This window comes from Spirosoma sp. KUDC1026 (assembly GCF_013375035.1).
Lineage (GTDB): Bacteria > Bacteroidota > Bacteroidia > Cytophagales > Spirosomataceae > Spirosoma.
Map to the genome: position 1 here is coordinate 844,499 of NZ_CP056032.1, position 24,726 is coordinate 869,224.

At 51.3% G+C, this 24,726-nt stretch carries 22 protein-coding genes; 11 read left to right on the forward strand and 11 right to left on the reverse strand.

The window, feature by feature from the left end:
* Window positions 1-21: 21 nt before the first annotated feature.
* From nadB to nadA, 4 genes are read right to left on the reverse strand one after another with little or no spacing between them, the layout of a single operon-like run.
* A complete protein-coding gene (gene nadB / locus HU175_RS03640) occupies window positions 22-1,611 on the reverse strand; it encodes an L-aspartate oxidase (protein WP_176565290.1) in 1,590 nt (529 codons plus the stop codon).
* Between the two features lies 1 nt (window position 1,612).
* Complete coding sequence (locus tag HU175_RS03645) at window positions 1,613-1,990, reverse strand: DUF5615 family PIN-like protein (RefSeq protein WP_176565291.1); 378 nt, start codon at window positions 1,988-1,990, stop codon at window positions 1,613-1,615.
* Window positions 1,974-2,204: a DUF433 domain-containing protein gene (locus HU175_RS03650; protein WP_176565292.1), complete on the reverse strand. Its 231-nt coding sequence runs from the start codon at window positions 2,202-2,204 to the stop codon at window positions 1,974-1,976. Before HU175_RS03650 ends, HU175_RS03645 begins: the two co-directional genes overlap by 17 nt.
* Window positions 2,205-2,223: 19 nt before the next feature.
* Window positions 2,224-3,210, reverse strand: a complete 987-nt coding sequence (nadA, locus tag HU175_RS03655; RefSeq protein WP_176565293.1) for a quinolinate synthase NadA — start codon at window positions 3,208-3,210, stop codon at window positions 2,224-2,226.
* Window positions 3,211-3,380: 170 nt separating this feature from the next.
* Here nadA and HU175_RS03660 point away from each other — a divergent pair, with 170 nt between their 5' ends.
* Window positions 3,381-4,469: a ferredoxin--NADP reductase gene (locus tag HU175_RS03660; protein ID WP_176565294.1), complete on the forward strand. Its 1,089-nt coding sequence runs from the start codon at window positions 3,381-3,383 to the stop codon at window positions 4,467-4,469.
* A gap of 18 nt (window positions 4,470-4,487) precedes the next feature.
* On the opposite strand, the gene udk is transcribed toward HU175_RS03660, so the two are convergent.
* From udk to atpD, 3 genes are all read right to left on the reverse strand, one after another.
* Window positions 4,488-5,105: a uridine kinase gene (gene udk / locus HU175_RS03665; protein WP_176565295.1), complete on the reverse strand. Its 618-nt coding sequence runs from the start codon at window positions 5,103-5,105 to the stop codon at window positions 4,488-4,490.
* Window positions 5,106-5,237: 132 nt separating this feature from the next.
* Window positions 5,238-5,483, reverse strand: coding sequence for an ATP synthase F1 subunit epsilon (atpC, locus tag HU175_RS03670; RefSeq protein WP_176565296.1), 246 nt, complete (start codon window positions 5,481-5,483; stop codon window positions 5,238-5,240).
* A gap of 95 nt (window positions 5,484-5,578) precedes the next feature.
* Window positions 5,579-7,105, reverse strand: a complete 1,527-nt coding sequence (atpD, locus tag HU175_RS03675) for a F0F1 ATP synthase subunit beta (RefSeq protein ID WP_176565297.1) — start codon at window positions 7,103-7,105, stop codon at window positions 5,579-5,581.
* 267 nt (window positions 7,106-7,372) lie between these two features.
* Here atpD and malQ point away from each other — a divergent pair, with 267 nt between their 5' ends.
* The 3 genes from malQ (at window position 7,373) to HU175_RS03690 (ending at window position 12,858) form a co-directional block, all read left to right on the forward strand.
* Window positions 7,373-8,962, forward strand: coding sequence for a 4-alpha-glucanotransferase (gene malQ / locus HU175_RS03680; RefSeq protein ID WP_176565298.1), 1,590 nt, complete (start codon window positions 7,373-7,375; stop codon window positions 8,960-8,962).
* 61 nt (window positions 8,963-9,023) lie between these two features.
* Window positions 9,024-12,074: a tetratricopeptide repeat protein gene (locus HU175_RS03685; RefSeq protein ID WP_176565299.1), complete on the forward strand. Its 3,051-nt coding sequence runs from the start codon at window positions 9,024-9,026 to the stop codon at window positions 12,072-12,074.
* A gap of 52 nt (window positions 12,075-12,126) precedes the next feature.
* On the forward strand, window positions 12,127-12,858 hold the full coding sequence (locus HU175_RS03690) for an ABC transporter ATP-binding protein (protein WP_176565300.1): 732 nt from the start codon (window positions 12,127-12,129) through the stop codon (window positions 12,856-12,858).
* Between the two features lie 217 nt (window positions 12,859-13,075).
* Here the strand turns inward: HU175_RS03690 and HU175_RS03695 are convergent, their stop codons facing one another.
* Complete coding sequence (locus HU175_RS03695) at window positions 13,076-13,315, reverse strand: hypothetical protein (protein WP_176565301.1); 240 nt, start codon at window positions 13,313-13,315, stop codon at window positions 13,076-13,078.
* Window positions 13,316-13,850: 535 nt separating this feature from the next.
* On the opposite strand from HU175_RS03695, the gene HU175_RS03700 reads away from it, so the two are divergent.
* The gene (locus HU175_RS03700) at window positions 13,851-14,165 is read left to right on the forward strand and encodes a LytTR family DNA-binding domain-containing protein (protein WP_176565302.1); all 315 of its coding nucleotides are present in this window, start codon (window positions 13,851-13,853) and stop codon (window positions 14,163-14,165) included.
* A 3-nt stretch (window positions 14,166-14,168) separates the two neighbouring features.
* Here HU175_RS03700 and HU175_RS03705 read toward each other — a convergent pair whose 3' ends face one another.
* On the reverse strand, window positions 14,169-14,468 hold the full coding sequence (locus HU175_RS03705) for a hypothetical protein (RefSeq protein WP_176565303.1): 300 nt from the start codon (window positions 14,466-14,468) through the stop codon (window positions 14,169-14,171).
* Between the two features lie 283 nt (window positions 14,469-14,751).
* A complete protein-coding gene (msrA, locus tag HU175_RS03710) occupies window positions 14,752-15,321 on the reverse strand; it encodes a peptide-methionine (S)-S-oxide reductase MsrA (protein ID WP_176565304.1) in 570 nt (189 codons plus the stop codon).
* A gap of 183 nt (window positions 15,322-15,504) precedes the next feature.
* Between msrA and HU175_RS03715 the strand changes: the two genes are divergently transcribed.
* The 4 genes from HU175_RS03715 to HU175_RS03730 all read left to right on the forward strand — a co-directional run bounded on the left by HU175_RS03715 (window position 15,505) and on the right by HU175_RS03730 (window position 20,666).
* Window positions 15,505-16,386 (forward strand): PPK2 family polyphosphate kinase, encoded by an 882-nt coding sequence (locus HU175_RS03715; RefSeq protein ID WP_176565305.1) that lies wholly within the window; start codon window positions 15,505-15,507, stop codon window positions 16,384-16,386.
* A gap of 7 nt (window positions 16,387-16,393) precedes the next feature.
* Window positions 16,394-17,293: a PPK2 family polyphosphate kinase gene (locus HU175_RS03720; protein WP_176565306.1), complete on the forward strand. Its 900-nt coding sequence runs from the start codon at window positions 16,394-16,396 to the stop codon at window positions 17,291-17,293.
* Between the two features lie 141 nt (window positions 17,294-17,434).
* Window positions 17,435-19,756: a TonB-dependent receptor gene (locus HU175_RS03725; protein ID WP_228724408.1), complete on the forward strand. Its 2,322-nt coding sequence runs from the start codon at window positions 17,435-17,437 to the stop codon at window positions 19,754-19,756.
* Between the two features lie 13 nt (window positions 19,757-19,769).
* A complete protein-coding gene (locus HU175_RS03730; RefSeq protein WP_176565308.1) occupies window positions 19,770-20,666 on the forward strand; it encodes a DUF4249 domain-containing protein in 897 nt (298 codons plus the stop codon).
* Between the two features lie 32 nt (window positions 20,667-20,698).
* Here HU175_RS03730 and HU175_RS03735 read toward each other — a convergent pair whose 3' ends face one another.
* The gene (locus tag HU175_RS03735) at window positions 20,699-22,243 is read right to left on the reverse strand and encodes a polysaccharide biosynthesis C-terminal domain-containing protein (protein ID WP_176565309.1); all 1,545 of its coding nucleotides are present in this window, start codon (window positions 22,241-22,243) and stop codon (window positions 20,699-20,701) included.
* 161 nt (window positions 22,244-22,404) lie between these two features.
* On the opposite strand from HU175_RS03735, the gene purH reads away from it, so the two are divergent.
* Window positions 22,405-23,952, forward strand: coding sequence for a bifunctional phosphoribosylaminoimidazolecarboxamide formyltransferase/IMP cyclohydrolase (gene purH / locus HU175_RS03740; protein ID WP_176569115.1), 1,548 nt, complete (start codon window positions 22,405-22,407; stop codon window positions 23,950-23,952).
* Complete coding sequence (locus tag HU175_RS03745) at window positions 23,952-24,686, forward strand: lysophospholipid acyltransferase family protein (protein ID WP_176565310.1); 735 nt, start codon at window positions 23,952-23,954, stop codon at window positions 24,684-24,686. Before purH ends, HU175_RS03745 begins: the two co-directional genes overlap by 1 nt.
* Window positions 24,687-24,726: the final 40 nt, after the last annotated feature.

A 24,726-nucleotide genomic window follows, 5' to 3' on the forward strand; every position in this document is an offset into this window, starting at 1 on the left:
TGCACTTCGGACATTGCGTCATCATGGCTTTACGTTATCCAGGCTGTAGTGTAATCCCCGGTTTTCGCGCCGGGCCATCGCCATCTTGATGACGAGATAAGCCACTTCGATCATATTCCGGAGTTCACAGATCGGCACCGATACTTTCGACTGCCGGTACAGTTCTTCGTGTTCTAGATAGAGCAGTTCGAGCCGGTCCATCGCCCGTTTCAGACGCCGGTTCGAGCGGACGATACCGACGTAGTTGGACATGATGGCTTCCAACTCTTTCCGCATTTCAGTCACCAGCACCAGTTCTTCGGGGTGCGTAGTACCCGCGTCATTCCATTGAGGGATCGTGTCGATCGAAACAGCCTGGTCAAGCAATTCGATGGTCTTTAAATAAGCGCGGTGACCAAAAACGACGGCTTCGAGCAGCGAATTACTGGCAAGTCGGTTGGCGCCGTGAAGTCCGGTGCAGGAACATTCGCCAACGGTGTATAGAAACTGAATATTCGTCTGCCCCCACTCGTTAACCCTGACACCACCGCAAAGATAGTGCTGGGCGGGGACGACGGGGATATAATCTTTCCGCAGGTCTAGTCCCAAATGATCACGACAATAGGCCGTGATGGTTGGGAAATGCTCGACAAAGCGTTCGTAGTCGCAGTGCGTTACGTCCAGATATACGTGCGAATCTCCGGATTTCTTCATCTCGGAGTCAATTGCCCGGGCAACAATGTCGCGGGGAGCCAGTGATAGACGGGGGTCGTAATTCTCCATGAACGTCTCACCTTTTTTTGTCCGGAGAATACCGCCGAAGCCGCGCACGGCTTCGGAGATCAGGAAGTTTGGTTTCTTACCTGGTTCATACAGAGCCGTTGGGTGAAACTGAATAAACTCCATATCCTTGGCAATTCCCTTGGCCCGGTACGCCATGGCAATACCATCGCCAGTCGCAATGCTCGGATTCGTCGTATTCTGGTAGATGTTACCAATGCCGCCGGTTGCCAGTAAGGTCGTTCGTGCCAGAAACTGCTCGACTTCGCCCGTCCGAGTGTTCAATACGTAAGCCCCAAAGCATTTGTTGTCCGTGTCGTAGCGATGTACTGTTTCGCCCAGATGATGGCGGGTGATCAGTTCGACGGCGTAGAAATGCGTGAAAATCTCAATCGACGGCTGCGATTGCACCTTCTCCAGTAGTGCCCGCTCAATCTCGGCACCGGTGATGTCCTTGAAATGCAGGATTCGAAAATCGGAATGTCCCCCTTCCTTCGCCAGATCGTAGTCCGTGCCGCTATGTTCCTTGTCGAAGCGCGTACCATAGTCGATCAGTTCCCGAATACGCTCCGGCCCCTCGTTGACCACGATCTCGACAACGTGCCGATCGCTAAGAAAATCACCGGCAATCATCGTGTCTTCGATATGCTTCTCAAACGAATCGTCCTCCGCCCAGACGGCCGCAATGCCGCCCTGGGCGTATTTCGTGTTGGTCTCGTCGGCCTGCACTTTCGTGATGACCCCAATACGAACCGACTGGTTTAAAGCTTCGAAATGAGTCGCCAGCTTGGTGGCGTAACTCAGGCCCGCAATGCCGGAGCCAATAACAAGGAAATCAAATTGATGGGGCATATCATTTTGGCTGAGCAGGTCTGATCCGAAGGTGCTCATTTGTTAGCACCGAAAAGCTATTGATCAATTCCTGGCCAACAGAAGTGATACTCTCGCTTATCCGTTGCGACTTTTCGGTACTAGTCATCTTAAGTAATCGAACTAATAAAATTCCACAATGGGGCATTCTCAGTCGGTGTACTAACTCGCCAAAGTCTTTATCTTCTGTTAGTAAAACCGCTTTCCGGTCAAATGCAATTTGTAAGACTTGGGTATCCGGAATGCTAGGAAACGACTCTGCGATAGCTAAAACAGAGAAACCTTTGTTTCTAAGTAGCCTAACTACACTGAAATCAAAGTTTTCATCGGCGACAAAGACAAGGTCATCCAGCTTTTGCATAAACGACCTCATTCTTTATTATTTCTGAAGCAAACAGCAGGCAGGCATATAAAGCTGGCTCTGTTACCCGCGGATAGGCATCTAACAACTGAGGAATCGTCTCACCATTGCCCAGTTTCTCAAGGATTAAATCAACCGGAATACGGGTGCCTGTAATCACAGGTTTGCCAAACATGACTGCCGGGTCCGAGGTAATAAAATTCTGCCAGTTCATAATTCCTATGGATTTTCTATTAGCTCAATTTCAGCATTCGGTCGACTGACTCGTACGCTTTCAGTCGAACATCCTCGGGTACGGTAATCTCGGGCTGTTCGAAAAGCATAGCGTTGTATACCTTCTCCATTGTGTTCATCTTCATGTAGGGACATTCCGAGCAGGCGCAGGTGTTGTTCTGGCTCGCCGGGGCCGGAATGATCTTTTTGTGCGGAACGGCCTGGCGCATCTTGTGCAGAATGCCCGCTTCCGTACCCACAATGAACGTCTGCTCCGGGCTGTCCACTACGTATTTCAGTAAAGCCGTCGTGGAACCGATGTAATCGGCCTGGCTCAGAATATGCTCCTGACACTCAGGGTGGGCAATAAACTTGGCATCGGGGTAATCGTGCCGCAGTTTGGTTAGCTTCTCCAGCGAAATATCGATGTGGACAATACAGGCCCCATCCCAAAGAACCATATCACGACCCGTTTTCCGGGCGACAAACCGGCCGAGGTTCGCATCGGGGGCAAAGATGATTTTCTGATCCTTGGGTAAACTCTCGACGATTTGCAGCGCGTTGGACGACGTAACGATAATGTCGGATAACGCTTTGATCTCCGCCGAGCAGTTAATGTAGGACAGGACGATATGATCCGGATACTGCGCCTTAAACGCGGCAAACTTATCGGCGGGGGCTGAATCAGCGAGTGAGCAGCCCGCGTTTAGATCGGGGATGACAACCTTTTTCTCCGGCGACAGAATCTTAGCGGTTTCACCCATGAAGTGAACCCCGCAGAAAACAATCATGTCGGCCGGCGTAGCGGCTGCCTGCTGCGACAGACCCAGGCTATCGCCAATATAATCGGCGATGTCCTGGATTTCGCCGTCAACGTAGTAATGGGCCAGAATGACCGCGTTTTTCTCCTTTTTCAGCCGCTTAATTTCGGCTACTAAATCTATAGTATCGTCAACGGGCTTGTTTACATAACCAACTCGTTGTACTTCTTCCAGTAAGGCTTCCATGCGTTGCGGGGTGATATTAACTAATAAACAAGAAAGAAGAAGTAAATGTCACAGCTGCCAGCCCTACCAATGCTGGTGACTGAACAGGCCGGGCAAATTTCAACAAAGGTTTTGGGCTTTCAAACAACGATGGGGATCTGGCGGGTTTACGTATTGAAACGCCTTTCTCTATGGCTGATAATTTTCTCAAACTTCGCATTGCACAAGTCAAGGCCGAAACCGCCGACACAACCAGCTATTTTCTGGAACCCATCAATCAGGAAGCGGTGTCATACCAAGCGGGACAGTTTCTGACGCTGATCTTTACGCACCGTGACAATGCTCAGTATAGCATCAGCCTGCCCGCAGACAGCGATCCGCACCTGCACGAGATTCGGCGCTCCTATTCCATTAGCTCGGCGCCGGGCGAGCCGCTTCAGCTAACCATCAAGCGAATCAGCAATGGCGAATTGTCGCGCTATATGATCGACAAGCTCAGTGTGGGCGATGTGCTGACCAGCCTGTTTCCTGCCGGGCGCTTTACGTTTGATTCAGCCTTGCCGGGCGATCTGGTCCTGATGGGAGCCGGAAGCGGTATAACGCCCCTGTTCAGCATACTGAAGCACGTCCTGAAAAATGAACCCAGCCGGCGCGTAACGCTGCTCTACAGCAATACCCGGGAACGTAGCATTATTTTTCAAGACGAGCTGGACGCATTACAGCAACAGTTTCCGGATCGGTTTCGGCTGATACATTTGTTGAGCGCCCCCTCCAACGAGTGGTTGGGGTTACGCGGGCGTTTGAATAACGTAATGCTGGAGCGGTTGCTTCCTACGCTGATTGGCGATTCGAAACGGGAGCAAGTGCAGTTTTACGTCTGTGGTCCCGGCGATTACATGCGAACGATTCAGTTTACATTGGTCTTCAGTGGCATTCGACCGGACCAGATTCGTCGTGAGAATTTTGTGATTGTGCCCGTTACACAGGCGCCACCGCCTGCCCTGGCCGTTGATCGGGTTGTTACGCTCAACTTCCGGAGTCAGGCAATATCGATCCAGGTACCCGCCTATAAATCAATCTTGCAGGCGGCACTGGACGAAGGGGTGCTGCTGCCGTATAGCTGCCGGGGCGGACGCTGTTCGACCTGTGTGGCCCGTTGTCGCTCAGGATCGGTTCACATGACCATCAACGACGTACTGACCGAACGTGATATCGTCGAAGGCTGGGTACTTACCTGCACGGGCTTTCCCGAGAGCGACGACGTCATTATTGACGTGTAAAATCAGTTCGCCAGTTATTTACAGCTTTGTTTGTAAGAAGGCAATCAGTACGTCGAGCCCTTTCTGATAGTGAATGTTGTTAGGAATAACAATGTCGGCTTCCTCTTTGTGAGGTTTAACAAACTCCCGATAGGCAGGTTTGACGTGATTTTCCCACTGATACGTGATCATTTCAGTAGTTAGGCCCCGCTCGGCCTGGTCGCGTACCATCCGGCGGTGCAGCTTAATCTTGTTTTTGGCCGTAATAAACACTTTCAGATCAAGCTGGCTGGCTACGTCCTCAAAATGAAAAACGAACAACCCCTCAACGATCACAATCGGGGTGGGTTTGTACACCAGCTGGCGGGGCACAACGTCTGGATTGTTGAAGGTGTACTCCTGCATCTCAATTGTCTGCCCGGCATGCAACTGGCTCAGGTGATCGGCGAAACGTTCGTGATTGATCGTCTGCGGCAGGTCGAAATTATGAATGCCGTTTTCGTCAATGGGAATATGCTCAAGGCCTCGGTAATAGTTATCCTGCGAAATCAAACAGATTTGATCGGGCGTGAATGCATTGAGAACATCTTTGAGAAACGACGTTTTACCCGATGCACTCCCGCCGGTTATCCCAACGATGAATGGTTTGGTTTTCATGGAAGCAAAGAGGTTGTAGAAGACCGGTAAAAAAAAGGCGATCTCCAGCAATAAAGTGTTTGGGCTAACAAAAAAGAGCGGTCCTTTCTACAGAAACGACCGCTCTCTTACAATTGGATATAGAATGACAGATTACAGGACAATGGCCTCGGCCAGTACCAGTACTCTGTTTTGCAGCACTTCAACAACACCACCATCAACCGTAAAGGTTTGCTGGCCGGCTGTCGACTGAACAACGATAGGCCCACGTGCCAGTGTGCTAACCAGCGGAGCGTGGTTATTCAACACCTGAAACTGGCCTTGGCTACCCGGCAACGTAACGGCACTTGCTTCGCCGGAAAAGACCTTACGGTCGGGAGTGATAATGTCTAATGTCATGAGTAGATAAAGGATACCCTGTCTGCCACATAGAAAACAGGAGAGCGTCAGATAAAATAGTCCCGGCTCGTAGACCGGGACTACTCCTGGAAATCTTACTGACCCGATTCTTTCAGCAGACGCTCGCCTTTAGCAACGGCGTCTTCGATCGTACCAACCAGGTTAAACGCTGCTTCTGGCAGGTGATCGTACTTACCGTCAATGATTTCGTTGAAACCTTTGATTGTATCTTCGATTGGCACCAGAACGCCTTTCAGACCGGTGAACTGCTCAGCCACAAAGAATGGCTGCGACAGGAAACGTTGGACACGACGAGCGCGGGCAACCACCAGTTTGTCTTCTTCAGAAAGCTCTTCCAGACCCAGAATGGCGATGATGTCCTGCAGCTCTTTGTAACGTTGCAGAATCTCCTTCACGCGCTGAGCCGTGTTGTAATGCTCGTCGCCCAGGATTTCGGCGCTCAGAATCCGCGAGGTCGAATCGAGTGGGTCAACGGCAGGGTAGATACCCAGCTCCGAGATCTTCCGGCTTAGTACCGTCGTGGCGTCAAGGTGAGCAAAGGTCGTAGCAGGCGCTGGGTCAGTCAAGTCATCGGCAGGTACGTAAACGGCCTGTACCGACGTGATCGAACCGCGTTTGGTCGACGTAATACGCTCCTGCATCACACCCATTTCCGTAGCCAGCGTTGGCTGGTACCCTACGGCCGATGGCATCCGACCCAGCAGAGCCGATACCTCCGAACCCGCCTGGGTGAACCGGAAGATGTTATCAACGAAGAACAGAATGTCGCGACCAGCACCCTCGCCGTCACCATCGCGGAAGTGTTCAGCAATGGTCAGACCCGACAGGGCTACCCGGGCACGGGCTCCCGGAGGCTCATTCATCTGTCCGAACACGAACGTAGCCTGGCTTTTGGTCAGCTCTTCAGTATCTACTTTCGTTACGTCCCAGCCGCCTTCTTCCATTGAATGTTTGAACGCGTCGCCGTAGCGGATGATACCCGCTTCGATCATCTCGCGGAGCAGGTCATTTCCCTCCCGAGTACGCTCACCCACACCAGCGAATACCGACAGGCCGGCATACGCTTTAGCGATATTATTGATCAGCTCTTGGATCAAGACGGTTTTACCAACACCGGCACCACCAAAGAGACCGATTTTACCACCTTTTGCGTAAGGCTCGAGCAGATCGATTACTTTGATACCGGTGAAAAGAACCTCGGTAGAGGTAGCTAGGTCTTCGAATTTTGGGGCAGCCCGGTGAATAGGCAGGCCGGCACCCGTTGTTTTTGGCTGAGGTATACCGTCGATGGCATCACCTACTACGTTAAACAGACGGCCCCGAACACCTTCGCCCGATGGCATAGTGATCTGGTGGCCCAGGTCAGTAACGTCCATGCCCCGGTACAAACCATCGGTCGAATCCATGGCAATGGTCCGAACGCGATCTTCACCCAGGTGCTGCTGGCACTCCAGAATAACTGACTGCCCGTTTGCTTTGGTTACTTTGAGGGCGTCCAGAATGGCGGGAATCCGCGAGCCTTCGCCCTCGAAACTCACGTCCACGACCGGCCCGATTATCTGCGTAATCTTACCTGTATTGACTGCCGTTTCCGTAATCATTTGTATGTAATATAGCTGATTGACATGTTGTCCCTTATTTGGGACTGCAAAAGTAGGAGAAAAACCGCGTAAGATCAATATCCAATCACGCCGTTTTGTAGGGTAATCAGGATTGAATTGCTTTGGTTGTAAGCTTTTTAAGCCGGTGGGAAAACAAAATCGGCACGGAAGGGATTTGTACAAAACAAGGAATAGATCTTCCTGCGGTTCTGGGTTCGTTCAAAAAATACGAACTGCCGTATATTATCTACTCAACGGCCTGAATACATGCTTCAACAACGTTCGAGCGGTTTGCTGCTCCATATCACGTCCCTGCCTTCTGCGCATGGCATTGGCGATCTTGGTCCCGAAGCGTATCGCTTTGCCGATTTCCTATCCGCTTCTGGACAGACCTACTGGCAGATTTTGCCCCTAACTCCCGTCGATCCGGGAGCCGGCTTTTCACCCTACAGCAGTCCGTCTGCGTTTGCGGGTAATACATTGATGATCAGTCTGGAAAAGCTGGTGGAGGAAGGATTTCTGACATCAGACGATCTCCATGCATTGAATGAACAGCCTGTTCAGGACGTAACAATAACCGAGCGTCCAATGACTGGCGACAGTGCAGGCATTGCTGAGTCTGTACTGGCAGGGCCACTGACACTGGCCCCCTCAACCATGCACGCAGCCTGGATCAAAAAACGCCCGTTGTTGCAGCAGGCGGCCGAACGATTCCTGCGGGATGCCACGACCGCCCAGCGCAGCGACTACGAGCGTTTCTGCAACTGGCAGGCCGACTGGCTGGATGATTATGCCTTGTTCACGGCCTTGCAGGAAGCTACACAGGAACCCTTCTGGCTCCGCTGGCCGGAGGCAATCAAGCGCCGGGAGCCAGACGAGATGGAGCGTCAGCAGAAGCTGCTATACGATCAGATCGAAGCCGTAAAGGTGCTTCAATATTTTTTTCTGCGTCAATGGAACGAGCTGGTTGCCTACTGCTACACCCGAAAAATTCACATGATCGGCGATATTCCTATCTACGTTCAGCTGAACAGCGCCGATGTCTGGGGCAATCCGACCCTGTTTAAACTGGATGAAAATTTCCAGCCTCTGTTTGTTGCTGGTGCCCCGCCCGACTATTTCAGTGAATACGGTCAGCGCTGGGGAAATCCAATCTACGACTGGGAAGAGCACGAGCGGACGGGCTTTGCCTGGTGGATGCACCGGATGCGGCACCAGATGTCGCTTTACAGCCTTACCCGGCTGGACCATTTTCTGGGGTTTGCCGTCTACTGGGAAATTCCGGCCAGCGAACCAACAGCAAAGGTAGGCAAGTGGATTAAAGCGCCTATTGAGGCTTTCATGCACGCCATGTACCGGCAGTTTGTTCAGCTACCGATTATTGCTGAGGACCTGGGTGCCCGCACCGGCGACGTACAGCCGCACCTGAAGCATTACGGGATTCCCGGTATGCGAGTGGTGCAGTTTGGTTTTGGCGAAGATATGCCCACCTCAACCTATGCGGTGCACAATCATATCGAAAACACGGTGGTGTATTCGGGTACGCACGATAACAACACGACGCTGGGCTGGTTTCACGAAGCTGATAAGGAACTGCGGGAACATATCGATGACTACCTTGGCTTTGCCGTCACCGACGAAACTATTGTTGACCAGATCTGCCGCCTGACCATGCAGTCCGTTAGCCGCCTGGCCATTCTGCCGATTCAGGACGTATTAAAGCTCGACGAATCCAATCGCATGAATACCCCCGGCCTGGGCGGACGCAGCTGGCAGTGGCGCCTGCAACCGGATCAGCTAACCGCTGAAGTAGCCGAAAACCTGCTGAAATTGACCCGGATGACGGGCAGGGCCTGATCAATTCGGAGGAGAGCGATAAACGCAGGCACTAACCCGGTTGTAACGTCGTTCTCCTTTCATGTCATCCTTACTATTCTGGAAAGAATGGAGCCGATCGTATCGATTCCTGTATTTGCTTGGGCTTGTACTGACCGGACTCGCCTATACCCTGTTTGTTATTGCCTGGTTGCGTGGCCTGGAAAACGTAATCGACTGGAACGTATTAAGTGAACTGATTGACCTGCCTATTACGCTCGATTCGTTCTCTGACGGGCTGATCAACTATTCGGTTAGTGGTAAAGGGTTTGCCGTTTCTGAGCAGTTTCTGGCGTCGCCCATGCAGGTAGATCCAACAATGGCAACGGTTTTTCTGGCTGGGTTAGGTGTCGCTTTCATCTTCATTATGAGCGCTATAACCCGCTTCAATCGGCTGCGCTATCTGATCAGTATGGCCCTGCTGATTCTGGGCACGGCTTTGTTCCGCTGGGAGATGCTTGAGGTGCCGGGCCTGAGCGGTAACTCCCTGTTTCTCCTGCTGCTCTTTCTGTTTGGCTCTCTGAGTTATTATTTCCACGCATTCCGGATGGATGTTGATATCCCGGTTCGCATGGGCCTGTTCACGGCCATAACCGGGCTGGTGGCGCTGGGCATAAGTGTTCTATCGCCCGTTACGTATCCGGCCCTGCTGATTGTCAGCTACGGCATGCCTACGCTGCTGGCGTTTAGTGTTGGCTTCATCTTTTTTATTGCTCCTGAAGTAATTGCGGGGCTGGTCTGGCTGACGTCGGTTGGCCGGCAGGAAGGCGATGAGATGAATAGCCGACGTACCCTGGGTATTAATAATCTGCTGGTCATCAGCCTGCTTTATTTACTGAATCTGGTCTTGATCTGGTTGAAGAATACGCGATCGATCGACTGGGACGTACTAGCCATTAGTCCGTTTGTCTTGTTCCTGGTTACCGTTGTGCTGGGTTTCTGGGGATTTCGTCGGCTGGTGCAACAGCAGGACGTCGTTTCGTTTCGGGATGCGGGGGCTTTCCTGTATTTCGGTCTGGCCATACTGGCGACGATGACCATTGCCTATGCCTTCGTGACGGCCAATGATCCGCTGATCGAACTGTTTGAGGACGCCATTGTCTATACACAACTGGCCATGGGTGCGTTCTTCCTGATTTACGTACTGGTGAATTTCTGGCCTATATATCAGCAGAATCTGCCTGTTTATCGGGTGCTTTATAAACCAAAACGGCTGGAGTTGATTCTGTTCCGAATTATGGGCTTCGTGGGGGTAGCCGTGCTAGTTTCGACAGGTGGGCTGGTAGCCTTGCGGCAGGGTTTTGCGGGTTATTTCAATGGACTGGGCGACTTGTATAGCGCAACCGGCGAACAACTATCGGCAACTGCTTTTTACCAAAGAGCAGTTGAGCAGGAGTTTCAGAACCACAAGTCCAACTACGCGCTGGCTTCACTGGCTCTGAAACAGGGAAATCAGACAACGGCCGCCTTTTATTACCAGCAAGCGCTGTTGAAACAACCCTGTCCACAGGATTATGCCGGTCTGAGCCAGACCTATTTACAGACGGATTTATTCTTTGAGGCCGTGAAATCCCTGCAGCGGGGCATCCGGGCATTCCCCAACAGTGGCGAGCTACGTAACAATCTGGGGTACCTCTACGCGCGGACGAGCGTTGCCGATTCGGCGTACTACTATTTTAAATCGGCGGTGGGTATAACCGGGCAGGATGACGTACCTGAATCAAATCTGCTGGGCTTTTACGCCCGAAACCCGCAGCTCCTGGCGGCCGACTCCACTCTGACTCAGCAAACCCGTGAAACAAGTTACGAGTCGTATCAGGCTAATGCACTGGCGTTACGACTGATTATGGGCCGGGGCACAACACCTGCCAATACCGGTCAGCCCAGTCGGCCCGCCTGGCTTTCCGACACAACGGGGGGGGGCCTGAGTGCCGGACGATTCGCCAGTCTGTATAACTATACGCTGGCTAACCAGCGTCCCGACAGCAGCCTGGCCCGGACGATTCAGCAGTATCTGGTTGATCCTGTTAATCAGGAATTAGCCGATGACCTGCTGCTGGCCCGCGCGGTGGCCGATTACAAAAATTATAATCCCCTGGGAGCCTTTGACGTGCTGGAACAATTGGCGAATGACGATCAGGTGAGTAGTAGCTCCTACCGTTCTGTGGCGGGGCTCTGGTTGTTAAAGCAGGGTTTGTACCGGGAGTCGGCGGAAATGTTTGGCCAAAATGCGGATACTACGTCGATCTATTACCGGGCAATGGCATTGACAAAAGCAGCCGCCGAAAATTTAACAGTCAACACCACGACTCTGGCCGAAGCGCGTCCATTCTGGGTGGCTGCCTCGGCAAAAGATCCAGCACTGGAATCGATTCGGCAGGTGTTGTACCGGGAGCGGCTGCCCGAATCAGATTTCGAAAAGTCGTTCTACGCCATCTACCGGCTCGATGACCCAAATCGGGGCCGTTACTGGGATACTGTCAAGGACCCATCGCAGAAAACAATTGCTGGCGTAGCGCTCATGAACGATTACCTGAACCAACTGCAATGGCGTAACGCCCAGCTGATTCTCTCCGGGCTGCCCGATTCGAGCCAGATCAGTCCGATTGCCAGTTCGATGCAGACGGTTGGTGCGATTCGGCTGGCGGCTTTTCGACGTAGCGTTGGGGCGGCCGAACGAATGGAGAGCCGGCAGGTTCTTCCTGAATTTCAGGCCCGGCGATCTTACTGGCTTGGACAGACCTACGAACGGACCCGGCAGTTTGGCAAGGCGATGGCCGCCTATGAACAAGCGTATAGACTGGCGCCGTTGAACGCGAATATCGTAGCCGCAACGGCGCAGCTACTCAGGCAACAGAAGCAGGTTGACAAAGCATACGATATGACGACAGCTGCGCTGCCTTTCAATGAAACCAAACCTGAACTGCTGAAAACCTACGTTATGCTCTGCCTGGACCGGAGCCTGTTCGACTACGCCGAAAACGGGCTTGCCCTGCTGGAGGCTGCCTCGCCTACCGATTATCAGGCATTTTTGCCAACTTATCAGCAGAAATTGACGACTGTCGAAAACAGTAAAGCCAAGTTTTTAGAATGACGTATTTTTGATGTATACTGCTCTCTGATTCGCCATTCGCACTACGTACCCTATGAATATCATCGAAACCCACCAAATTGCTAAACGGTACGTTATGGGGACCGAAGTGGTCGACGCATTGAAATCCATTTCGATCAGCGTCAAGAAAGGGGAGTACGTAGCATTCATGGGGCCGTCCGGATCAGGAAAATCGACGCTGATGAATATTGTTGGCTGTCTGGATTCACCCACCTCGGGGCAGTACATCCTGAATAGCCAGGATGTGAGTAGTATGGACGAAAACGAATTGGCGGAGGTACGTAACAAAGAAATTGGCTTTGTTTTTCAGACCTTTAACCTGCTGCCTCGTCAGACATCGCTGGAGAACGTAGCGCTTCCGCTGATCTATGCGGGCTACAGCAAAGCCGACCGGACTGAGAAAGCCATGCAGGCTTTGCAGAGTGTGGGGCTGGAAAAACGGGCTGGTCACCGTCCGAACGAACTTTCCGGTGGGCAGCGGCAGCGCGTGGCAGTAGCCCGGGCGCTGGTCAATGACCCAAGTATTCTGCTGGCCGACGAACCAACAGGCAACCTGGATACGAAAACATCGTACGAGATCATGGACCTGTTCGACCAGATTCACAGTAAAGGCAATACGGTGATTATGGTGACGCACGAAGAGGATATTGCCGAATATGCGCACCGGATCATTCGCCTGCGTGATGGGTTGATCGAAACCGATCGCGCTAATATGAACATCCGCAAGGCCAACGTCCTGATACAGGCTGCCAGGGCTGACGAATGAAATCTGTTCTCAGCAGGCTATTCTGATTCAATACGGTCAGGCGTGAGTTTATCCCACCCATCCGAAGACCAGTATCATACCATTATAAAGCCAAAGCCCATCAAGGGATCGTGTCCTTGATGGGCTTTGGATACTCAACGCGAGGCCGAGTGAACGTAATTGGTAATCTGATCACGTTAACCGGCAGGGATCACCCGGTGAGTTAAATGAAATGGCCTTAAACGGCATGCTCCTCGCCAACAGAATGGCCTAACTTTTCAAGCACTGCTTCCGCAAAGGCAACCTTATCTGATTTTCGGTAATTCTCTACCTGGTCAATACCTGACGGCGGGCTGAAATTTTTACTGACTTGTAAACAGGCTACCCACAGTTTTGGATTTAGTTTGATCTTATACTGGCGAATGGGTGTATCGGCCCCAAACCACAGATTAATGATGTTACTGACTGTCGCTTTCATGGAATTGTGTTGAATGAACCGTACTGGTTTTTGCTAAAGCAAAAAGGTGACGCATATTTAACTATACAACTAAAAAATTGTAAGTAATTTATTTGAAAGTTTTTAAATGGACAAAACTAGTGCTGTCGCACTTATCTAGCTAAAACGATAAAGGGCTGATTTTATTCGATAGTTAGACCAACGTGCAATTTTCTGGCCATAGTCGCTTTTATTTCGCTTATTTGAACGTGCGTAGTTAGCACATTATCAGGCTGATACCCATTAAAGTCTTCTTAAAATAGAGGTAATCTCTGCAATCTGAAGGGCCAACAACTGACTGTACGATAGCAGAACAGCGGTTGTAACGGGGAAAAACTGAGGTAATGGCGCGTTGTGAAACCAACAGATGTGTTCCAGCAATAGGCGTCTACTAGTGTTATGTTACTACAGATGTACCAACAAAATAACGGGTAGATAAGTCCGGAAGAAGAGAATAGCAGTAGAATCTACTTAAACTTCGTTTACGTATATGCTGTAAAGAGTAGCCAGCAATACTATGAAGCGTATTCGACTAATTGAGGAGGTAAGTAGGATCACCCATCTGTCGGGTGAAGCTAACTATACCCGGATCCATTTGGCCAGTTCACCAGACCTGATTGTTTGTAAGACGTTAAGTATGTGTGTTGACGAGCTGCCTGGATTTGTGCGAATTCACAAAAAGTATGCAATCAATCCGAAGTTCTTTCAGAAGGCAATACTGGTCGACAATAAAACGGCAAATGTACTGGTAAGCGATAAGGTACTGCCCATCAGCCGTCGGCGCCTGAAAGAGGTACTAGCCGATCTGTGGCGGATTAACTCATTGAACTAAGCGTTAGATATCCTTGCTTCGGAAAACCATCTCGCTGACATAAGCCATGTTATCGTCGCGCTTGATCGCTAGTTCGGGGTTGGCAATTTCGTACTCAATTAAACTCGATCTACCCGTATCGGTGATGGTGTAGCCAATGTGGTCGCCCCGGTCAATGAGATTAATTAGACCATTGGCGAACAGAAATTCGATGTAGCCATTGACCAAGTCATGACCAAAGCCTGTCCGGGGCAGTAACTGATCGAATGTCGTCTGCCGGCGCATAGCTGCCAATGTATTATATTGACCAAAAGTAAGGGTCATGACTTGTTAATAACTTAACGGAATTGATTGTATCTATTTGGATAAGCGTTCAGAATACACGGCAGAAAGCTGTTGAAAAACTCGCTGTATACGCTGACCGGGTAACATTTTGAGTCATAAGATGGGAATCGGTCACGAAAAAGCGGAAAGAATTTAGGTAAACCCTATATAGCGAATCGATAAATTAGGGTAGTCACTGACTAGAAACCGTAGATATATCGTCTGGGATTATAACACAAAAAGCCTCTTTATGAGGCTTTTTGTGTTACGTGGTTTACGTTACTTAGTGCGTGACGTCCGCCGATTTTAGCTTCTCTTTGAACACCTTCTTGAACTTGTCCAGCTTGGGCGCAATAACGAAAGCACAGTAACCCTGGTTGGGATTATTAGCAAAATAGCTCTGGTGATACGCTTCTGCTTCGTAGAATGTCGTGGCCGGGCTAATTTCCGTAACGATCGGGTTGGCATATGCACCCGCTTTGTTTAGTTCGTCCTTAGCGGTCTGGGCCAGTTGTTTCTGCTCGTCGTTGTGGTAAAAAATAACCGAACGATATTGCGTACCAACGTCGGCACCCTGACGGTTCAGCGTGGTTGGATCATGGCTCCGAAAGAACGCTTCCAGCAGTTCCTGGTACGTAATCTTACTTGGATCGTAGGTTACCTCTACGCATTCGGCATGACCAGTCGTGCCCGTACAAACTTCTTTATAGGTAGGGTTAGCTTTCTGGCCACCTTCGTAGCCGGAAACGGCATCAATAACGCCGTCGAGCGATTCATATAACGCTTCTGTGCACCAGAAGCAACCAGTACCGAAGGTCGCTTTTTCCAGTTTAACGGATGAATTCGTTGTCATATAGATGGATTGATTCTGAACAACTGGCTTTGGCTGCTCTGTCCAGCCAAAGAATGATAACAGAGCAGTAGTCAGCATAGTAAGCTGCTGGCGTAGCACGGTTGCAACCATTAGGGTTATTTAGAGTTGATTGTCTAGTAGTAGAACGTAATCAATCTGCGTAAAGTTTGCGCAATACCGCCTGTGAAAGACTTTAAACCTGACCGCTTCCGTTACGACGGAACGGAGAAACTAAGTATCGACAAAGCACCGACTAAGGTCGACGACTTATACAAGGATTCGGACGAGTACGAAGACATCCTCCGGCAGCAGGCTGCTGAAATAGACAAGCTGCAAGACGAGCTATATGCCCACAATCGGTTTGGCCTGCTGGTTATTTTTCAGGCGCTGGACGCAGCCGGGAAAGACGGAACAATCCAGCACGTGTTTACGGGTACTAATCCCGTAGGCGTTAAAGTAGCCTCGTTCAAGCGGCCAACCGACGAAGAACTGGATCACGACTTTCTGTGGCGCAGCTGGCGCGAGCTGCCCGAACGGGGCAAAATCGGGATTTTCAACCGCTCTTACTATGAGGAAACGCTGGTCACCAAAGTCCATCCGGAGATTCTAACCCAGAGCCAGCGCCTGCCCAAAGAATCGACGGAAGATCTGGATAAATTGTTCAAGCACCGCTTTAAAGCAATTCGGGCGATGGAGAAATACCTGTATCAGAATGGTTTCCCGACGGTAAAATTCTTTCTGCACGTATCAAAGGACGAGCAGGCCGATCGGCTCATTGCCCGGATTCAGGACCTGGAAAAGAACTGGAAGTTCGACGAAGGAGATGTAAAGGAGCGTAACTTCTGGAAAGAGTATCAGCAAGCCTACGAAGACACAATTAATAAAACTGCCCGAAAGCGAGCTCCGTGGTACGTTATTCCGGCCGACGATAAAAAGAATATGCGTTTGCTGGTGGGTCGGGTGATAATCGAGGAGTTGAAAAAGATACCGATGGATAACGTCAAGCCTGATAAAGAGCGATTTGATGAATTACAAACACTGATCGACGTAATCAGAAAACAATAACTCCCGAATGGCTACTAAAAAACAAGCGACGTTTTCGAGCAAGCTATTCCGGTATGACGGCAAAAAACCATTTTCGGGAGCCGACACACCAACGCTGATTGATTCATTTTATAAAAGCGAAGCCGACTTCAACCAGCAACTAGATGATTTATCGGCCCGGATGGACCAGGCCCAGAACGTAATGCATGCCCACGGCGAATATGGCCTGCTGGTCGTTTTTCAGGCGATGGATGCAGCCGGGAAAGACAGTAGTATCCGGCGGGTATTTCGGGGCGTAAATCCGTCGCGGTTTCAGATGGCACCCTTCAAAAAGCCGGAGAAAGAAGACCTGAAACACGACTTTCTCTGGCGGTTCTGGCAGGAGCTTCCCGAACGAGGCAACATCGGTGTATTCAACCGGTCGTATTACGAAGAAGTGCTGGCGTTACGGGTGCATCCCGACCGCCTGCGCGAACAGTTAATCCCGGAAAATCTGCTCCCCGATGATAACGAAGTGCTCTGGCAGCAGCGTTTCGGAGATATTGTTCATTTTGAGGACTACCTGTACCGCAATGGTTTCCCGATCATCAAGTTTTACCTCCACGTCGACAAAAAGGAGCAGGGAAAACGACTCATTGCCCGGCTGGAAGACGGCGAAAAACAGTGGAAGCTCAGCGAAAATGATCTGAAAGAGCGGGAGTTCTGGCCGGAGTATATGCAGGCCTATGAAGATACGATCAACGAAACAGCCACCGCTAACTGTCCCTGGTACGTTATTCCCAGTGACGACCGGACCAATCAGCAGCTAATTATTGCCCGTATTCTGACAGAGTGGCTGGAATCGTTGCCCGTCGAGTTTCCTAAAACGGAAGCCAAAGAAGCCCAAAAGCAGATCGCTGAGATTAGGAAGCAGGACGCCGACTCATAGAATACCTTGGCTTGTCTCCCTGACCATTCATCCATTTGTTAACTGGCTCGAAAGCGCTTGTCCGTAGCTTTGCGCCATAATACAGATTGGATGAGAAATATTATAGTACTAGGACTGCTGTTGCTGATCGGAACTAAAGTGATGGCACAAACAACGCAGCGAACCATCAGCGGCTACGTAAAAGATGCGGCCGATGGCGAAGGATTAATCGGCGTATCGGTGTACGTGCGGGAAGCTAAAACCGGTACAGTGACCAACAACTATGGCTTCTTCTCCGTGACTGTTCCAGCGGGGACTTACACCCTCAGTATTACGTATGTAGGATACGCTGCGCAGACAAAGGCTGTGACTTTGGCCGACCAGAACGTACGGTTGAACGTCGAGCTCCAGGAAGAAGGCAAACAATTGCAGGAGGTGATTGTGTCCACTCGTCGCGAGGACGATAACGTCAAGAATATCGAAATGAGCGTCAACCGGATTGACGTAAAAACCCTGCAACGGATTCCGGCCCTGCTGGGCGAGGTTGATGTCGTGCGTAGCATACAGCTCCTGCCGGGCGTATCGACGGTAGGTGAGGGAGCAACGGGCTTCAATGTGCGGGGCGGCAGTATAGACCAGAATCTGGTGCTGATGGACGAAGCGCCCGTTTATAACTCATCCCATTTGTTTGGCTTCTTCTCGGTCTTTAACCCCGATGCGGTCAAGGACGTGAAGCTCATAAAAGGCGGAATTCCGGCCAATTATGGTGGCCGGGTGTCGTCAATTCTGGATGTGCGGCTAAAAGAGGGAAATACTAAGAAAGGTGAGCTGAATGGCGGTATCGGTCTGATCTTTAGTAGGCTGTCTTACGAACGGCCCATGTTCAAGGGAAAAGGCTCGTTCATTATCGCGGGTCGCCGATCGTACGCCGATATTTTAGCGCAACCCTTTCTCAATAAAGATTTACGGGGCTCCCGGTTTTACTTCTACGACCTGACGCTCAAAGGTAACTACCAGCTCAACGACAAGAACACACTGTATTTGTCCGGTTACCTGGGTCGGGATGTGTTCGGGGCTGACTTTGGCTTCAACTGGGGCAACACGACCCTGTCGACCCGCTGGAACCACGTTTTCAGTGACAAGCTATTTCTGAACACAACGGCCTATTACAGTAACTATGACTACTCGCTCGACAGTGATCTGAAGGGGAAACAGCCTGGCGACTTTTTCCGGACCAACTCGCGCATCATCGACTACAGCCTGAAGCCGGACTTTACGCTCTTTCTCGGTAAAAACACCATTACATTTGGTGGGCAGAGTATTCTGCACAATTTTCAGCCGGGAACCGCTACGGCCGCCAGCGCGGGCTCAGTTCGCACGTTTGGGCTGGCAAACAAATACGCGCTGGAGAATGCGCTTTACGTAGGGAATGAGCAGCAGCTAACGCCGAAGCTACAATTGCAGTACGGGCTTCGTTATTCGCTGTTCAACTACATCGGCACCGGCGAGGCTTATACATTAGCCGCCGACGTACCGGCCGGCCAGACCCGCCCGGTTACGGCCATACGAACGTATAGTCGGGGTGAAAACATCCAGACGTACGGTAACTGGGAACCCCGTTTTTCGGCGAAATATGAACTGGGCGGCAACAGCTCGCTGAAAGTTAGTTACAACCGGCTGGCGCAGTACATTCACCTGATTTCGAATACGACGGCGTCGACACCTCTGGACGTCTGGACGCCATCGACCAACAATATCAAACCGCAGCTCGCTGACCAGGTTGCCGGTGGGTATTTCAAAAACTTTGGTAAGCGGGGGAGTGAATTTGAAGCGTCGGTAGAGGTGTATTACAAGTGGTTCCAGAACCAGATTGATTACATTGATGGCGCAAACCTAATCCTGAACCGTTACTTGGAAAGCGACCTGCTGCCCGGAAAAGGCCGGGCTTACGGAGCCGAGTTTTTTCTGAAACGAACGACGGGTGTCGTAAACGGCTGGGTTAGTTATACGCTGGCTAAAACGGAGCGGCAGGTAGAGGGTATCAACGGGGGAAACTGGTATCCAACCCGCTTCGATAAGCGGCATACGCTGACCTCGGTGTTGTTGTTCGATCCTCCTAATGCTAAACGCTGGAATTTCTCCGCGACGTTCACGCTGGCCAGCGGTACGCCCGCTACGTTCCCGACGAACCGGTTTGAGTTTCAAGGCTATGTGCCGCCCCAGAACGTGGGCAACACCCGGAATAACTACCGGATTCCTCCCTACCACCGGCTCGATCTGGCAGCTACGCTGCAGGGGCGGAAACGTACCGGCAAACGCAAAGACGACAACTGGGTTTTCTCGGTGTACAATGTCTACGCCCGCAAGAATCCGTTCTCGGTATATTTTCAGCCGAACGCCGACAACCCACGGATTACGCAGGCGATTCGTTACTCGGTATTTGCTACGGCCATTCCCTCTGTTACTTACAATTTCAAGTTCTGACGAACGCTTCGTTATGAAAGTATTTAAATTGGTTACCGGGCTGATTCTAGTGCTGACCGGCATTAGCAGCTGCACCACGGTCATTGATGCTACCCTGGACGAAGGCCCCTCGCAACTGTCGGTAGATGGGCTTATTACCGATCAACCGGGCCCGCAGACAATTCGCCTGACACAGACGGCCGCTTATTTCAATAACAGCCGCCCTCCCATTGTATCAGGTGCTACGGTTGTGGTAGCCGACGATCGGGGAAATCGCTATAATTTCACGGACCCCGACAACGACGGGTACTATATCTGGTCGGGCAGCGCTACCGATACACTGGGGCACGTTGGCCGGACCTACAGCCTAAGTATTTCGTTCGGCAGTGAAAATTATGGGGCCAGCGGCCGAATGAACCGCGTGCCGACGATCGACTCGCTGGTATTCCGAAAGGATAATATAAATCCTATCTCAAATCTGGAAGGGTACCGGGCGGAATTTTACGCCAACGATCTGCCGGGTGGAATGGATTATTACCGCATCCGATATTTCCGGAACGATACGCTGCAAAATAAAACCCGGGATATCAGAACGGTACAGGATGCTGCGTTCCAGGGGAGCGCCGACACGGATGGACTGCTGTTCATCCGGCCCCTGCGTCAGTCGGTAAATCCGGATAGCCTATATAAACTAAATGACCGGGTTCGGGTCGAAATTCAATCGCTGACGCCCGATGCGTTTACGTTCTGGCAGTTGCTCCGTACCGAGTTGGGTAACGGTGGTCTATTCGCGACGCCCCCGACCAACGTACCCACCAACATTATCAACGCAAATCCGAACGGTCGTAAAGCAACCGGATTCTTCCAGGTATCGGCCGTACGTAGCCGCCAGGCGCGAGTCATCGCACAAAACATACGTCCGTCGGAATAAATTTGGTCAGGCCAGGTCTAGTCCGAGCCAAACTATACCTGATTGCTCTGCACTGGCTTTTGGCCCCGGTTACGGAAGCGGGCCAGCGCGGGCTGGAACGTATCGCGTTCGATAAACAGGATGGCAACAAAAAATAAACCCAATATGGCCATGTGGACGGGAATGGATACCCACAGGTTGGCGATAGGAAATTGCATTGACAGATAAATCAACAGGCCCGCACTAACGACGTACCCAATCGCCGACTTGAGGTGATAGGGTACAGGGTAGTATTTCTCGCCGAGCACGTAGCAGAGGGTCATCATCACGAAACTGGATAAAAGAAAAGCTACCGCACAGCCCATGTAACCCATCAGGGGAATCAACAGAATATTCAGGCCAATGGTGACAGCCGCGCCGATGATCGTAATCAGGGTACCGAACTGCGTCTTGTCGCTGAGTTTGAACCAGAATGAGATGTTATAATATACGCCTAGAAACAGGTTCGCCAGCAGCAATAAAGGGACGATGGGGAGACCCGGCCGGTACGATTTGGAAACCAGTAAGCCTACTACGTCGAGGTTTAAACTGACGGCGACCCAAATCAGGACGCAGGCAATGATGAACCACTTTGTTACGTCGGCGAGAAGCTTCGGGGAATTTTTGTCTTCGGCCCTCGAGAAAAAGAACGGATCGGCCGCGAATTTAAACGACTGAATGACCAGCGCCATAAAGACAGACAGTTTCAGGCAATTACCATAAATACCCAGCGCGTCTTTGCTGGTCAGGCCGGGGTAGAATCCGTCGGGAAGCCAGTATTGCAGAAATAGCCGGTCGGTCATGGAATTGACCAGACCGGCCAGACTCGTCAGCATCAGAGGAAAAGCGTATGCCAGCATGACCCGCACTTCGGCCGGTTTGAGCCGGAATTTGAAGCCGGTAAAGGCATCGCGCAGCAGTACGAAATAAGTCAGGTTGCCAATCAGGTTGGCCAGGATAATGTAACCCGGTCCGATGCTGGGGTAATAGATCAGATCGATAATTGGTTTGAGGGCGGTAAGGTACTTGCCGTTGTACACGTCCCGGCAGAAAACCAGGAAGAACACGTTGAGCAACACAACCAGCACAATGTTGGTAATCTTGGCCTGCACAAAGCGTCGGGCCTTGTTTTCCACTCGCAACCGGGCGAAGGGAATAGCCATGATGGCGTCGATAGCAACGATCAACGCAACCCAGATGATGGATAATTCCTGACCGGGGTAGTTCATCCAGTCAACCAATTGGGGTGTCAGAATGATGATGAGCGACGTGAAAAACAGGCTGACGACCGTGACAATGCTGAGAGTTTCACTAAACACCTGCAACCGATTATCGGGACGACGGGCGGCAAAGCGGAAGAAAGCCGTTTCCAGACCCAGCGTGTAGATGGCCAGCAGAATGGCTACCCAGCTGTAGAGCTCTACATTGGAGGCCATCTTTTCAGGCCGGGTAAAGACATAGGTCTGTAAGGGAACCAGCACGAAGTTGAGCATCCGCCCCAGAATAGTGCTGATGCCATACAGCGCCGTATCGCTGGCCAGTTTTTTAAAGGTACTCATCGAGAGAGAAAATGCCCGTTGTGGTTCAGGCTGACAAAGTTAAGACCTTTGGTTATCTTTGCGGCTTCATTGGCGGCCGGACGGTCGCTGACCTAGTAAACTTGCTCACCAACGTAACCAATCCACGCGCTAGTCTTGTCGGCGCGGCTGGTTTAGATCGCATGGCACTTAAAATTTCCTCCGCGCTGATTTCCGTCTACTACAAAGATGGTCTTGAGCCGTTAGTCCAACTGCTGCATCAGCAGGGTGTAAAACTGTATTCGACGGGTGGTACCCAGACCTTCATCGAGCAACTGGGCATTCCAGTTACGGCCGTTGAAGACATTACGGGCTACCCATCCATCTTCGGTGGTCGCGTAAAAACGCTGCACCCGGCCGTTATGGGTGGTATTCTGTACCGGCGTGAATTGCCCGAAGATCTGGCGCAGGCCAAACGACACAACATTCCGCCCATCGATCTGGTCGTTGTTGATCTGTACCCGTTTGAAGAAACCGTCGCGTCGGGCGCGTCGGATGAGGACGTTATCGAGAAAATCGACATTGGTGGTATTTCCCTGATCCGGGCCGCTGCCAAAAACCATAAAGACGTACTGATCGTCTCGTCGCGGGATCAATACGCCGACGTTGTTACGTTACTGACCGAAAAAGAAGGCAGCACTGATCTGTCCGACCGTCGTCAGTATGCCGGCAAGGCCTTCGCCGTTACGTCGCACTACGACACCGCTATCCAAAGCTATTTCGCACAGGAGCAGGCCGCACCTGCTGGCTCAGAGTCGACAGACGTTACTGATTTCAAATCACTACCTACCAATCACCTGCGTTACGGCGAGAACCCGCACCAGCAGGCTACGTTCTACGGCAATCTGGACGCCATGTTCGACAAACTACATGGTAAAGAACTGTCGTACAACAATTTGGTCGATGTAGACGCCTGTGTGGGCCTGATCGACGAATTTACAGACGAATCGGCGGCTTTCGCGATCATCAAACACACCAACGCCTGCGGTATCGCGACGGCTCCTACGGCGAAAGAAGCGTATTTAAATGCGCTTTCCTGCGATCCAGTATCGGCTTTTGGTGGGGTAGTGATCACGAATAAACCAGTCGATCTGGAAACGGCGGAGGAACTAAACAAGCTGTTCATGGAAATCCTGATTGCGCCCGAGTACGCCCCCGAAGCGCTGGAACTGCTGAAGTCAAAGAAGAACCGGATTCTGCTGAAACGGAACGCCATTGCCCTGCCAGGTATCATGTTCAAGACGATTTTGAACGGCGTGCTGGAGCAGGATAAAGACAACGCGACCGAAACGGCCAGCCAGTTCACAACCGTTACGGAGAAAGCGCCAACCGATAGCGAGGTTCGGGCATTGGAGTTTGCACTGAAAGTATGCAAACACACTAAATCGAACACCATCATCCTGGCTAAGGAAGGCCAGTTACTGGCGAGTGGTGTTGGACAAACGTCACGTGTGGATGCCTTGCGGCAGGCCATTGAAAAAGCGGGTTCGTTCGGTTTCGACCTGAACGGGGCTGTGATGGCGTCGGATGCGTTCTTCCCCTTCCCCGACTGCGTGGAGATTGCGGGCAACGCGGGTATCACGGCGGTGGTGCAACCCGGCGGCTCTATCCGGGATAAAGATTCGATTGAGTATTGCAACCAGCACGGGCTGGCGATGGTAACGACGGGCGTTCGGCACTTTAAGCACTAATGCAACTCCTGTACACCGGCTGGTGCGCGTTCTGGTTCATTACGTTGTATTTGATCCTGTTTCCCCTACAGTTCATCTGTCTGCAACGGGAGAGCTGGAAGCCAGCTGCGCATAAGATCAACGCCATCTGGGGGCGGTTGTTTTTTGCTGTCGCGGGTATACCTATTCACGTAGACTACCGCTTTCGGATCGATCCGAAAGCGGTGTACGTGTTTTGTGCCAATCACTTTTCGTACATGGACATTGCTGTGATGGGGGTGATTGTGGATAATTATTTTGCCTTTATCGGTAAAAGCGAAACCAAGCGTATTCCGCTGCTGGGGTATATGTTCGCCAAACTGCACGTTCAGGTGGATCGGGCGCAGGCCAAAAGTCGGGCGTACTCGCTGACGAAAAGCATCCGGACGCTGGCTGGTGGACGTAGTATTATGATTTATCCGGAAGGAGGAATTAAGCCACAGGAGGAAGGAACGCCCCAGTTGCACCCATTCAAAGACGGTGCGTTTATCATGGCGATTCAGCAACAGGTACCCATCGTGCCGATTACGTTGTTGAGTAATTACAAGATCCTGCCGGATAAGTCGCCGGTTCGGCTGCATCGCCACGCGCTCCGGGCCGTCGTGCACGAACCCATAGCCACCACCGGTATGACCCAGGACGATATCGAACGGTTAAAGGAAGCAACATACAAGGTTATAAGTAACGAACTAAAGAGTGAAAGAGCGAAAGAATGAAAGAGTAATATCTCGGGAATAAGCTCCCGCATTACTCATT